10 protein-coding genes are annotated in these 12,923 nt (G+C 69.9%); all 10 read left to right on the plus strand.

Going from position 1 to position 12,923, the window contains the following annotated elements; genetic code table 11:
* The first annotated feature begins 44 nt into the window (after positions 1 to 44).
* On the plus strand, positions 45 to 692 hold the full coding sequence (locus HQQ79_RS07250) for a TetR/AcrR family transcriptional regulator (protein ID WP_071248156.1): 648 nt from the start codon (positions 45 to 47) through the stop codon (positions 690 to 692).
* A 228-nt stretch (positions 693 to 920) separates the two neighbouring features.
* Entirely contained in the window at positions 921 to 1,847 is a 927-nt protein-coding gene (locus HQQ79_RS07255) for an ABC transporter ATP-binding protein (RefSeq protein WP_173033360.1), read from the plus strand.
* Complete coding sequence (locus tag HQQ79_RS07260; protein ID WP_027465272.1) at positions 1,844 to 2,560, plus strand: ABC transporter permease; 717 nt, start codon at positions 1,844 to 1,846, stop codon at positions 2,558 to 2,560. Before HQQ79_RS07255 ends, HQQ79_RS07260 begins: the two co-directional genes overlap by 4 nt.
* Positions 2,557 to 3,285: an ABC transporter permease gene (locus tag HQQ79_RS07265; protein ID WP_027465273.1), complete on the plus strand. Its 729-nt coding sequence runs from the start codon at positions 2,557 to 2,559 to the stop codon at positions 3,283 to 3,285. The genes HQQ79_RS07260 and HQQ79_RS07265 overlap by 4 nt, the downstream gene beginning before the upstream one ends.
* A complete protein-coding gene (locus HQQ79_RS07270) occupies positions 3,282 to 4,205 on the plus strand; it encodes an ABC transporter substrate-binding protein (RefSeq protein WP_111225145.1) in 924 nt (307 codons plus the stop codon). Before HQQ79_RS07265 ends, HQQ79_RS07270 begins: the two co-directional genes overlap by 4 nt.
* 275 nt (positions 4,206 to 4,480) lie before the next feature.
* The gene (locus HQQ79_RS07275; RefSeq protein WP_027465275.1) at positions 4,481 to 5,893 is read left to right on the plus strand and encodes a cytochrome ubiquinol oxidase subunit I; all 1,413 of its coding nucleotides are present in this window, start codon (positions 4,481 to 4,483) and stop codon (positions 5,891 to 5,893) included.
* Positions 5,894 to 5,909: 16 nt separating this feature from the next.
* Positions 5,910 to 6,914, plus strand: a complete 1,005-nt coding sequence (cydB, locus tag HQQ79_RS07280) for a cytochrome d ubiquinol oxidase subunit II (protein ID WP_173033362.1) — start codon at positions 5,910 to 5,912, stop codon at positions 6,912 to 6,914.
* A 10-nt stretch (positions 6,915 to 6,924) separates the two neighbouring features.
* Positions 6,925 to 8,592 carry a thiol reductant ABC exporter subunit CydD gene (gene cydD / locus HQQ79_RS07285; RefSeq protein ID WP_173033364.1) on the plus strand — a complete coding sequence of 556 codons (1,668 nt, stop codon included), beginning with the start codon at positions 6,925 to 6,927 and terminating at the stop codon, positions 8,590 to 8,592.
* The gene (cydC, locus tag HQQ79_RS07290) at positions 8,589 to 10,277 is read left to right on the plus strand and encodes a thiol reductant ABC exporter subunit CydC (protein ID WP_173033366.1); all 1,689 of its coding nucleotides are present in this window, start codon (positions 8,589 to 8,591) and stop codon (positions 10,275 to 10,277) included. The genes cydD and cydC overlap by 4 nt, the downstream gene beginning before the upstream one ends.
* A gap of 50 nt (positions 10,278 to 10,327) precedes the next feature.
* Entirely contained in the window at positions 10,328 to 12,889 is a 2,562-nt protein-coding gene (gene leuS / locus HQQ79_RS07295; RefSeq protein WP_173033368.1) for a leucine--tRNA ligase, read from the plus strand.
* Positions 12,890 to 12,923 lie beyond the last annotated feature (34 nt).

The following is a 12,923-nucleotide window of genomic DNA, read 5'->3' on the forward strand; positions in this document are numbered from 1 at the left end:
CCGTCACACCAAACCAACCGCGCTGGAGCGCAAGAGGAGAACACGTGCTCGTCACCGAGGTAACGAACGCTCTGCCGGGGGGATCATCACTGCTCAGGAACGAGCCGGTCCAAGCCCGCAGTTCGGCGCGCCTCGCCGGCCTCCTCGACGCCGCAGCCGCGGTGATCGACGAGATCGGGTTCGAACGGCTCACGACCGCCATGGTCGCCGAGCGCGCGGGGGCGTCGATCGGCACCGTCTACCGGTACTTCCCGGACCGCATCGCCGTGGTCGAGGCACTCGCGATCCGCTGCACCCAGCGGCTCGCCTCCCGCTTCGTCGAGGCCCTCGACGCCAGCGGTGCCGAGACCTGGCAGGACGCGAACGACGCGCTCATCGACATGACCGCCGAGATGTACCGCACCGAACCCGGCTTCCGGGCCATCCGCTTCGGTGACCCGGCGGACACCGGTACCGGTGACGCCGAGGACCGCATGGGCGCACTCGGAGCGACCGTGGGCCAGATCATGCGCGACCGCTTCGGCCTGCCGGACGACGAGCACATCACCCGCGCCTGGGTCGTCCTCGCCGAGTCCGGTCACGCGGTGCTGGCGCGGGCGCACCGCGACCGCGAGCACCCCGACACGGAGCTGATCGAGGAGTACCGCCGGATGAACCGCGCGCACCTGGAATCGGTGATCGCGGCGTCCTGACCACCCATTCAGCCGGCGCGACACGCCGGTGACCGATCCGATCCGCCCGCGCCTCCGAACACCGAGGCGCGGGCGTCGTCGTCCCCGCCGATCCCGTCGTGCCCGTCAGCATCCCCACCGACCGATGCACCGCCGCGGGGCCGTCACGGATCGTCACAGCGAACCGATGTCGGCACCCCCGGGTACTCTCATCCGGAGTCGGGCTACCTCCGAACAGAAGGGCACCCCATGATCGAGTTCCGCTCGGTGCGCAAGACCTACCCGGACGGCACGACTGCGGTCGAGCAATTCGATCTGGTCATCCCGTCCCGGACCACCACCGTCTTCGTCGGATCCAGCGGCTGTGGCAAGACCACGCTGCTCCGCATGATCAACCGCATGGTCGACCCCACCTCCGGCACCGTCGAGATCGACGGCTCGGACGTCGCCGGGATCAACCCCGTCGAGCTCCGTCGCCACATCGGGTACGTCATGCAGAACTCCGGACTGCTGCCGCACCGCAAGGTCGTCGACAACATCGCGACCGTCCCGCTGCTGACCGGCGTCTCCAAGGCCGACGCACGCAAGCGCGCCCTCGAGCTCATGGACACCGTCGGACTCGACCGTGCATTTGCCGACCGCTACCCGTCACAGCTCTCCGGTGGCCAGCAGCAGCGCGTCGGTGTGGCCCGCGGGCTGGCCGTCGACCCGAACATCCTGCTCATGGACGAGCCGTTCGGTGCTGTCGACCCCCTGGTGCGCAACGACCTGCAGGACGAGCTCATCCGCCTGCAGCGCGAACTCGGCAAGACCGTCGTGTTCGTGACGCACGACATCGACGAGGCGTTCAAGCTCGGCGACCAGGTCGTCATTCTCAAGAAGGGCGGCGAGATCGCCCAGCAGGGGACGCCGGCCGAGATCCTCGCCGCACCCGCCGACGACTTCGTCGCCACGTTCATCGGCGCCGGACGCGGGCGCCGCGCGCTCCGAGTCGAGCAGACCCCGACCGGTCCGATCGTCGTCGACGGTGAAGGCCGCGCGGCCGGCGTGCTGACGGGCCCCGTCGGGGTCGTCGACGCCGCCGAGGCCGTGCCGCAGTCCGACTCACGAGCAGCAGAGGCCGGAGCGTCGCACGACGCACCGGGTGCTCCGGCGCAGGGTGGGGGCACCCGGTGAAGTGGGTGCTGGCGAACCTCGACACGATCTGGGACAACACGCTCTCCCACCTCGCGATCGCGATCCCGCCGATCATCGTCGCGTTCCTGCTGTCGATCCCGATCGGGTGGCTGGTGGTCCGGCTGCAGCGCCCCGGTGGGTCCCGTTTCGCATCGGGTGTGGGCAGCAGCATCGTGACCCTCGCCGGTCTGCTCTACGCCATCCCGTCGCTCGCCCTGTTCGTCGCGCTGCCGAGCATCATCGGCACCGGCCTGCAGAGCCCGATCAACGTCGTCATCGGCCTGACGCTGTACGGCCTCGCACTGATGGTCCGGTCCACGGTCGACGGGCTGACCTCGGTCGACTCCGAGACCAAGTCCGCCTCGACCGCCATGGGCTACTCACCGGCGCAGCGGTTCTTCCGTGTGGAGCTCCCGCTCGCCGGTCCGGTCCTGCTGGCCGGGCTCCGGGTGGTCTCGGTCTCCACGATCTCGCTGACCACGGTCGGCGCGGTCCTCGGCATCCCGAGTCTCGGCCTCCTGTTCACCGACGGCCTGGGGCGCGGGATCTACGAGGAGATCCTCTCCGGCATCGTGATGGTGCTCGTGCTCGCCTTCGCCCTCGACGGCCTCCTCGTGCTGCTCGGGCGCCTGGTCATGCCGTGGACCCGGACGAACTCGGTGTCACGCCGACAGGCCCGCCGGGTCCTGCAAGCAGCGGAGGTCTCCTCGTGATCATCGGACAGGCCTTCGCGTGGGTGTTCGACCCCGCGAACTACGGCGGCTACAACGGCATCCCCCAGCGCCTCTGGGAACACGTCTGGATCACCCTGCTCGCGGTGCTCATCGCCGCCGTCATCGCCGTGCCGGTCGGGTACGCGATCGGCCACACGCGCCGTGCTCGTGGCTTCTCGATCGCGGTGTCCGGCGGGGTGCGGGCACTCCCGACACTCGGCGTGCTCTCGCTGTTCGGGCTGCTGCTCGGCATCGGCCTGCAGGCTCCCTTGCTCGCCCTCGTCATCCTGGCGATCCCGTCGGTGCTCGCCGGGGCGTACTCCGGCATCGAGTCCGTCGACCCGGGTGTCGTCGACGCCGCGAAGGCCCAGGGCATGACCGGCTGGCAGATCCTGTGGAAGGTCGAGATCCCGCTCGGGCTCCCGCTCCTGATCGGTGGCATCCGTGCCGCGGTGCTGCAGGTCGTCGCGACGGCCACGCTCGCCGCGTACGTCGGGGCCGGTGGCCTCGGCGGGTACTTCTTCCTCGGCCTGAAGACCCAGGACTACGCCGAGATGCTCGGCGCCTCCATCCTCGTGATCGCCCTCGCGATCGCGTTCGAGATCGTGTTCGCCGTGCTGCAGCGGGCGGCGGTGCCGAAGGGCACCGCGGACCCGTCGGCCCGACAGCGTCAGGGGTCGCGTGAGCGAGCCCGCAATCCACTCCCGGAAGGAAATCCCTCGTGATCACAGCACCCAAGATCCGCGCCGGTGTCGCCGCCGCGATGGCGGTGGGCGTCGTCGCCGCCCTCGCCGGCTGCGCGTCGAGCGACCCGCTCGACAGCGGCTCCAGCGACTCGTCCGACTCGAAGACCATCGTCGTCGGCTCGCAGCAGTACTACTCGAACGAGATCATCGCCGAGCTCTACGCCCAGGTCCTTGAGAAGGACGGCTTCGACGTGAAGCGCAACTTCAACATCGGGCAGCGTGAGGTCTACATCCCGCAGCTCGAGAAGGGCGCCATCGACGTCATGCCCGAGTACAGCGGCAACCTGCTGCAGTACTTCGACAAGGACTCGGACGCGAAGACCGCCGACCAGATCGACGACGGGCTCGACAAGGCCCTGCCGAAGGGCCTCCGGGTCCTCGACGAGGCCGACGCCACCGATCAGGACAGCTACACCGTCACGAAGAAGTTCTCCGAGGACAACGACGTCACGAGCCTGGCCGACCTGAAGAACGTCGACGAGAAGCTCACCGTGGGCGCCAACTCCGAGAACCAGACGCGGCCGTACGGCCCGAAGGGGCTCAAGTCGGTCTACGGCGTCGACGTCGACTTCAAGGCGATCGAGGACGGCGGCGGCGCCCTGACGGTGAAGGCGCTCAAGGACGACACCGTCCAGCTGGCCGACATCTACACGGCCGACCCGAGCATCAAGGCGAACGGCTTCGTCACGCTGAAGGACCCGGAGAACCTGATCCTGCCGCAGAACGTCGTGCCGGTCGTCTCGAAGAAGGTCAACGAGAAGGCTGCGGACGCGATCGACTCGGTCAACGAGAAGCTCACGACCGAGGCCCTGATCGAGCTCAACACCAAGAGCACGGCCGACAAGGAGAAGGCGTCCACCATCGCCGAGGACTGGCTGAAGGCCGAGGGTCTGCTGTAGCCACAGCTCCACGAAAGAAAAGCGACAGGCGTCGGGTATCTACCCGGCGCCTGTCGTCGTTCGCGCACGGGGCAGCGCGAACATACGTGCCGCACGGTTGTGCCGTGCAGAGGCTGTGCACGTTTGTGCACGGGGAGGTTCTACAAGTTGTCGAACCGGGGTGTGGCGCGATAGCGTTGGGATGTCCCAAGGGCTGTGACACCTGATGTATCCGTTCCACAGGAAGCAACTGACGTGCACGAACAGCGCGCGGCCACCCGTCTCGGAATCGCCGCATGAACGACCTCCTCGATCCGCTCCTCCTGTCGCGGTGGCAGTTCGGTCTGACGACCATCTACCACTTCCTCTTCGTCCCGCTGACGATCGGCATGGCAGCCGTGGTGGCCGTGTTCCAGACCGCCTGGTACCGGACCGGCCGCGCGCACTACCTGCAGCTGACGCGGTTCTTCGGGCGGATCTTCCTGATCAACTTCGCGATGGGTGTCGTGACGGGCATCGTCCAGGAGTTCCAGTTCGGCATGAACTGGTCGAACTACTCGCGCTTCGTCGGTGACGTCTTCGGCGCACCGCTCGCGCTCGAGGGGATCCTGGCGTTCTTCTTCGAGGCGGCGTTCATCGGCATCTGGATCTTCGGCTGGGACCGCCTGCCCAAGGGGCTGCATCTGGCGAGCATCTGGTGCGTCAGCGCCGGCACGATCATGTCGGCGTACTTCATCATCGCCGCGAACGCGTTCATGCAGCACCCGGTCGGCTTCGCGATGAACGAGGCCAAGGGCCGTGCGGAACTCACCGACATCTGGGCGGTGCTCGGCAACAAGGTCGCCCTGGCCGCGTTCCCGCACACGCTCTTCGCCTGCTTCATGGTCGCCGCGGCGGTCATCATCTCGGTCGCGGCCTACCACCTGGCGCGCAACCAGAACCTCGAGACGATGATGCCGGCGCTCAAGTTCGGCATGTGGACCATGCTCGCGGCCGGCGCGCTGACCGTCCTGACCGGCGACCAGCTCGGACTGACGATGGTCGACACGCAGCCGATGAAGATGGCGGCGGCCGAGGCGCTGTACAACACCGCGACCGGCAAGGACGCCTCGTTCTCGATCTTCACGCTCGGCACCCCGGACGGCGTGCACGAGCTGTTCTCGATCCGGGTGCCGTACCTGCTGTCGTTCCTGTCGACGCACACGTTCAACGGCACGGTCGAGGGCATCAACGACCTGCAGGCGCAGTACACGCAGGTGTACGGCCCCGGCGACTACAAGCCGATCATCTGGGTCACCTACTGGTCGTTCCGCTGGATGATCGCCCTCGGCGTCGGCGCGGTCATGGTCTCGTTGGTCGGCCTGTGGCTGACCCGCAAGGGCCGGTTCCCGACGCAGCGCTGGGTGTGGCGCATCGCCACCTGGACGGTGCCGCTGCCGATGGCCGCGATGATCGTCGGTTGGGTCTTCACCGAGATGGGTCGCCAGCCGTGGCTCGTGTTCGGGCTGCTCCAGACGAAGGACGGTGTGTCGCCGAACGTGACCGGACTCGAGGTCCTCATCTCGCTGCTGGTCTTCACCCTGATCTACGGCTCGCTGGCCGTCGTCGAGTTCAAGCTCATCAAGAAGGTCGCGCAAGAGGGGCCCGCCGACCCGGACGAGGTCGACGAGGAGACCGGCGAGGTCAAGCACGAAGTGACGGTCTACTAGAAATGGACGCTGCCTGATGGATCTCCCCGTTCTCTGGTTCGCGATCGTCGGCGTCTTCTTCGTCGGCTACTTCGTCCTCGACGGATTCGACTTCGGTGTCGGCATGTCCCTGCCGTTCCTCGGCAAGGACGACACCGACCGACGGGTCCTGATCAACACCATCGGCCCGGTCTGGGACCTCAACGAGACCTGGGTCATCGTCGCCGGGGCGTGCCTGTTCGCGGCGTTCCCGGAGTGGTACGCCACGATGTTCTCCGGCTTCTACCTGGCGCTGCTGCTCATCCTCGCTGCCCTCATCCTGCGAGGGGTGTCGTTCGAGTACCGGCACCAGAACAAGCACCTCGAGTGGAAGCGCCGCTTCGACCTGATGATCATCGTCGGCAGTGCCGTGCCGTCGTTCCTGTGGGGCGTCGCGTTCGGCAACGTGGTCCGTGGCATCCCGATGGACGCCGGGCACAACTACACCGGCACGATCTTCGACCTGCTCAACCCGTTCGCGCTGCTGACCGGTGCCGCGACGCTGCTGGTGTTCTTCACCCACGGGGTCGTCTTCGTCGCGCTGAAGACCGAGGGCGACATCCGCGTCCGCGCCAAGCGCCTGGCAACCCGGGCCGGCATCGTCACGATCGTCGTCGGAGCCGCGTTCCTGGTGTCGATGGCCTTCGTCCGGGCCACACCGGCCTCGCTGGTGCTCTCCGTGGTCGCCGCCCTGGCCCTGGTGCTCGCGGTGCTCCGCAACGCCTGGGGCAAGGAGGGGCGCGCCTTCACGCTGATGGCGGTCACCATCGCCGCGATCGTGCTCGCGATGTTCACGGCGGTCTTCCCCGACGTCATGCCGGCCTCGAACGACGTCGCGAACAGCCTGAACGTGTACAACGCCTCGTCCGGGTCGTACACGCTGACCGTGATGAGCTGGGTCGCGCTGATCTTCGTGCCCCTGGTCTTCGCGTACCAGGCCTGGACCTACTGGGTGTTCCGCAAGCGCGTCTCCCGCGCCCAGGTCACCGCGGCCGCGCACTAGGCGGACGACGATGAAGCCCCTCGACCCCCGACTCCTGCGGTTGTCCCGGACGGCGCGCGGCTTCATCGTCGCCGCCGCCGGCACCGGTGTCCTCCGCACGCTCGCGACCATCGCGATGGCGTGGGGGATCGCTGCGGCCGTCACCCTCGGGGTCGACGCCGTCGGCGACGGCACGGTCCCCGCTGCGTTCGGGCAGGCGCTCGCGCTGCTCGGCGGGGCGTTCGTCCTGCGTGCGGTGGCCGCGTGGGCGACCGACGACCTGGCGGCACGCGCTGCGGCGAAGGTGAAGAGCGAGATGCGCACGACGGTGCTCGCCCGCGCCGCCGAGCGCGGTCCGTCGTGGCTCGCCGGCCGGTCGAGCGCCGGCTTCGCCACCACGCTCGGTCCCGGGCTCGACGCACTCGACGCCTACTTCGGCCGGTACCTGCCGCAGCTCGCGCTCACCGCGATCGCGACGCCGATGCTCCTGGTCGCGATCGGCCTGGGCGACCTGACGAGCGGGCTGGTCATCCTCTTCGCCCTGCCGGTGATCCCGGTCTTCATGATCCTGATCGGCCTGGCGACGCAGTCGTTGCAGCGGAAGCAGTCGGACGCCCTCGCGAAGCTCGGTGGCGCCTTCACCGAAGCCGTCGAGGGGCTCGCCACGCTCAAGGTCTTCGGCCGTGCGCGCCGCCAGGTCGGTCGCATCGGAGCGGTCACCGACGAGTACCGCCGGGGCACGATCGGCGTGCTCCGGCTGTCGTTCGTGAGCGGCTTCGCGCTCGAGCTCGCCGCGAGCCTGTCCGTCGCGCTGGTCGCCGTCTCGATCGGCATCCGCCTGGTCGACGGCTCCCTCGGCCTCGGCGCCGCGATGTTCGTGCTCGTGCTGGCACCGGAGGCCTTCGCCCCCATCCGCCAGGTCGGCGCCGACTTCCACGCCGCCCAGGACGGCGTCGAGGCGTCGGCCGCGGTGCTCGACGTGCTGGCCGACGACGAGACCGCATCGTCGTCCGCGACCGCCAGCAGCGGAACCGACACGGACATCGCAGCACCCGCCAGTGCCCTGGACGTCCGCGGGCTCACCGTCCGCCGACCCGACGTCGTGATCGGACCGTTCGACCTGCACGCCGAGCCCGGCACCCTCGTCGTGCTCGCCGGTTCAAGCGGTTCCGGCAAGTCGAGCATCATCGCCGCACTCCGCGGTGTCCTGCCGCACGACGGTGCCGTCACCGTGCCCGGCCCGGCCGGCGCGTCCGTCGCCGAGCGCACCACGTGGGCCGACCAGCGCCCGCGTCTCGTCCGCGGGACGATCGCCGAGAACGTCGCGCTCAGCGCGACGCCCGACGACGCCGACGTGCGCACCGCCCTGGGCGACGCGGGGCTGGGACTCGACCCGGGCCTCCCGGTCGGCGCCGGTGGCAGCGGACTGTCCGGCGGCCAGGCACAGCGCGTCGCCGTCGCCCGCGCGCTGTACCGCGCACGCCGCGCCGCCACGCCCCTCGTGCTGCTCGACGAGCCGACGTCGGCGCTGGACGCCGAGGCCGAGGAACGCGTCATCGCGGCAGCCCGAGGCCTGGCGGCCGACGGCGCCGTCGTCGTGGTCGCCAGCCACCGACCCGCGGTCGTCGCCGCGGCGGACGTCCGCGTGGACGTCCGCGCCGGCGGGTCCGTGACGGTCCGCAGGGGGGTGCGCGCATGAGCCGGGAGGCCCGTGGCGGCTCCGTCCTGCGGCTCGCGATGCCGCACGGGTCGGGTTGGGCGAAGGCGGTCGCCGCCGGAGCGCTCAGCGCGCTCTGCGCCGTCGCGCTCCTCGCCGCGAGCGGCTACCTGATCACCCGTGCCGCCGAGCACCCGCCGATCCTGTACCTGACGCTCGTGATGGTCGGCGTGCGCGCCTTCGCGCTGGGGCGTGCGGTGCTGCGCTACGTCGACCGGCTCGCCGGGCACGACGCGTCCTTCCGGCAACTGGCCGTGGTGCGGACGGAGATGTACCGACGGCTGGCGTCGATCGCGCCCGCCGGACTCGGCCGGACCGGACGCGGCGACCTCATGACGCGCCTGGTGACCGACACCGACCGGCTGCAGGACCTGCCGATCCGCGTCGTCGGCCCGCTCGTCTCCGCCGGGGTCGTCGCGGTGCTGTCGGTCGTCGCCGTGGCGCTCGTGTCGGTGCCGGCGGCGCTCGTGCTCGTCCTCGCGCTGGCGGTCGCGGCCCTGGTCGGCACGATCGTCACCCGCTCGATCGCCGAGCGCTCGGATCGCGAGACCGCCGCCGACCGCGGTCGCGTCGCGGACCTCGTGCTCGACACCGTCCGGACGCTCGACGTCTTCGCCGCGTACGGCACCCTCGACGAGCGGCTCGCGCACATCGCCCGGCTCGACGCCGGCGTCACCCGGGCCGTCCGGCGCCGTGGCACGGTCGAGTCGCTCGTCGGTGCACTCGTCGGCCTGGTCGGTGGCGGTGCGGTGATCGGGATCCTCGCCGTCGGTGCCCCCGCCGTGGTGTCCGGCGCGCTCGACGGTCCGCTCTGGGCACTGGCGGTCTTCGTGCCGCTCGCGCTCTTCGAGGTCGTCGGGACCGTCCCGCTCGCCGTCCTGACGCTCCGCCGGGTGCGTGCTGCGGCCGATCGGGTCGAGCAGGTCGTGCCCGCCGAGGTGCCCGTCGGCATCGTCCCCGAGCCCGACGAGGACGCCGCCCCGGCGTCGCTCGTGGTCGAGGGGCCGGTCACACTCGCCGTCCACGACCTCACGGTCCGCTGGCCGGGGGCTGCCGAGCCCGCGGTCGACGGGGTCTCGTTCACGCTCACCCCCGGCGAGGTCGTCGTGCTCCAGGGGCCGAGCGGTGCCGGCAAGTCGACCCTGGTCGACGCGCTCGTCCGGTTCGTGGAGCACGAGGGCTCCTACACGCTCGACGGCGTCGAGGCGAAGGCGATGCACCCCGACGCGGTGCGGGCCCGGGTCGGCCTGATCGAACAGGACCCGTTCGTGTTCGACCAGTCGGTGCGGCAGAACCTGCTCTTCGCCCGTGAAACCGCGACCGACGACGAACTGCTCGCCGTGCTCGACCGGGTCGGCCTGGGGGACTGGGTCGTCCGGCGGGGCGGGCTGGACGCCTCGGTCGGGGAACGCGGCGTGCTCGTGTCCGGCGGGCAGGCACACCGGCTCGCGCTCGCCCGCGCACTGCTGCACGCGTTCCCGGTGCTGGTGCTCGACGAACCGACCGCCGACGTCGACCCGGACCTCGGGGACACCGTGCTGCGTGACCTCGTCACCACGGCCCGCGCAGCGGGCCGGACGGTCGTCATCGTCTCGCACGTCCCGGTGGCGCCGGACCTGGTCGACCGCACCCTGCGGATGCGGGACGGACGCCTGCTCGCCGGGTGAGCCGACAGGCGGACGCGGGACGGGCCTCCCGGCTTGTATCGTTGACGACCGTGACCACCGAGCAGCACGCCGAGGACCCGAACGCCTACGACTTCCGTCGTATCCAGGAGAAGTGGCAGCCCCGCTGGGAAGAGCTCGGGCTCTTCACCACCGACCTCGACGACACCCGTCCGCGCAAGTACATCCTCGAGATGTTCCCGTACCCGTCCGGCGACCTGCACATGGGGCACGCCGAGAACTGGGCCCTCGGGGACTTCGTCGCGCGCTACTGGCGCCAGCAGGGCTTCAACGTGCTGCACCCGATCGGCTGGGACTCGTTCGGGCTGCCCGCCGAGAACGCGGCGATCAAGCGCGGGGTGGACCCGAAGGACTGGACCTACGCGAACATCGAGCAGCAGAAGGCGTCCTTCAAGCGCTACGCGCCGTCGTTCGACTGGACCACCGAGATCCACACCTCGGACCCCGAGTACTACAAGTGGAACCAGTGGCTGTTCCTGAAGATGTACGAGAAGGGCCTGGCGTACCGCAAGGACAGCTGGGTCAACTGGGACCCGGTGGACCAGACCGTGCTCGCGAACGAGCAGGTCCTGCCCGACGGTACCTCGGACCGCTCCGGCGCCGTCGTCGTGAAGAAGAAGCTCACGCAGTGGTACTTCAAGATCACCGAGTACGCCGACCGGCTGCTCGACGACCTGAACCAGCTCGAGGGGCGGTGGCCGGCGAAGGTCATCGCGCAGCAGCGCAACTGGATCGGCCGCTCGGTCGGTGCCGACGTCGACTTCGTGATCGAGGGCCGCGACGAGCCCGTCACGGTCTTCACCACCCGTCCGGACACGATCCACGGGGCGACGTTCCTGGTCGTCGCGCCGGACTCCGACCTGGCTGCCTCGCTGGTCGCCGACCCGTCGGTGCCGTCCTCCGTCCGTGACGACTTCGACGCCTACCTGACGGCAACGCAGAAGACGTCCGAGATCGACCGGCAGAACGCCGACCGCCCGAAGACCGGCGTGCCGCTCGGCCGGTCCGCGATCCACCCGCTCACGGGGGAACGTCTGCCGATCTGGGCCGCCGACTACGTGCTCGCCGACTACGGCCACGGCGCCGTGATGGCCGTGCCCGCACACGACCAGCGCGACCTCGACTTCGCGCGGGCGTTCGACCTGCCCGTCAAGGTGGTCGTCGACACGAACGCCGCCGTCACCGGGGCGATCCCGGTCATCCCCGAGGGCGCGACGCTCGACGACTTCGACGTGCCGACCCTCGACCCGGTCGCCACCGGCGAAGCGCTGACCGGCCAGGGCCGGATGATCAACTCCGGGCCGCTCGACGGCATGTCGAAGCAGCACGCCATCACCGCGGCGATCGCGCTGCTCGAGGAACGCGGGACCGGCCGTGCCGCCAAGACCTACCGCCTGCGCGACTGGCTCATCTCGCGCCAGCGCTTCTGGGGCACCCCGATCCCGATCATCCACGGTGCCGACGGCACCGAGCACCCGGTGCCCGAGGACCAGCTGCCGATCGTGCTGCCGGACACCGAGGGCCTCGACCTCAAGCCGAAGGGCACGTCCCCGCTCGGTGGCGCGACCGACTGGGTGAACGTCCCGAACCCCGTCGACGGCACCCCGGCGCTCCGCGACACCGACACGATGGACACCTTCGTCGACTCGTCGTGGTACTTCCTGCGGTTCCTGTCGGCGAACGACGACACCCAGGCGTTCGACCCGGCAGCCGCGCGCCGCTGGGCTCCCGTCGACCAGTACATCGGCGGCATCGAGCACGCGATCCTGCACCTGCTCTACGCCCGCTTCGTCACGAAGGTGCTGTTCGACCTCGGGTACCTCGACTTCACCGAGCCGTTCTCGGCACTGCTCAACCAGGGCATGGTGCTGTCCGGTGGCTCGAAGATGTCGAAGTCGAAGGGCGGCGTCTCGCTCGGTGACGAGCTCGACGCGAACGGCGTCGACGCCATCCGCCTGGTCATGGGCTTCGCCGGCCCGCCCGAGGACGACATCAACTGGGAGGACGTCTCGCCGTCCGCCTCGGCTCGGTTCCTGGCGCGGGCCTACCGCCTGGCGCTCGACGTCACGTCCGCACGCGACGTCGTCTGGGCGGACGGCGACCGGGCACTCCGCCAGGTCACGCACCGATTCCTCGCCGACGCCCCCGGGATGATGGAGTCGTTCAAGTTCAACGTCGTGATCGCGCGACTGATGGACCTGGTCAACGTCACCCGCAAGGCGATCGACAGCGGCCCCGGCGCCGGTGACCCCGCCGTGCGCGAGGCCGTCGAGACCATCGCGCTCGGGCTGAGCGTCTTCGCGCCGTACACCGGCGAGGAGATGTGGGAGAAGCTGGGCTACGAGGCCACCGTCGCCACGTACGGCTGGCGGAAGGCCGACCCGACGCTGCTCGTGCAGGAGACCCTGACGGCCGTCGTGCAGGTCAACGGCAAGGTGCGTGACTCGTTCGAGGTGTCGAAGTCGATCGAGGCGGACGAGCTCGAACAGCTCGCACGGTCGTCGGCGAACGTGCAGCGGTACATCGGTGACCGCGAGATCGTGAAGGTGATCGTCCGGGCGCCGAAGCTCGTGAACATCGCCATCAAGGGGTAGCGACCGTCGCTGGCGTCGTCCCTCACAGCAGGGG

Source organism: Curtobacterium sp. VKM Ac-2852 (genome assembly GCF_013205045.1).
Classification (GTDB): domain Bacteria; phylum Actinomycetota; class Actinomycetes; order Actinomycetales; family Microbacteriaceae; genus Curtobacterium; species Curtobacterium flaccumfaciens.

Coding starts and splice junctions, on each gene's coding strand:
- HQQ79_RS07255 (WP_173033360.1), top strand. CDS start 921: ATGATCGAGTTCCGCTCGGTGCGCAAGACCTACCCGGACGGCACGACT.
- HQQ79_RS07275 (WP_027465275.1), top strand. CDS start 4,481: ATGAACGACCTCCTCGATCCGCTCCTCCTGTCGCGGTGGCAGTTCGGT.
- cydB (WP_173033362.1), top strand. CDS start 5,910: ATGGATCTCCCCGTTCTCTGGTTCGCGATCGTCGGCGTCTTCTTCGTC.
- cydD (WP_173033364.1), top strand. CDS start 6,925: ATGAAGCCCCTCGACCCCCGACTCCTGCGGTTGTCCCGGACGGCGCGC.
- cydC (WP_173033366.1), top strand. CDS start 8,589: ATGAGCCGGGAGGCCCGTGGCGGCTCCGTCCTGCGGCTCGCGATGCCG.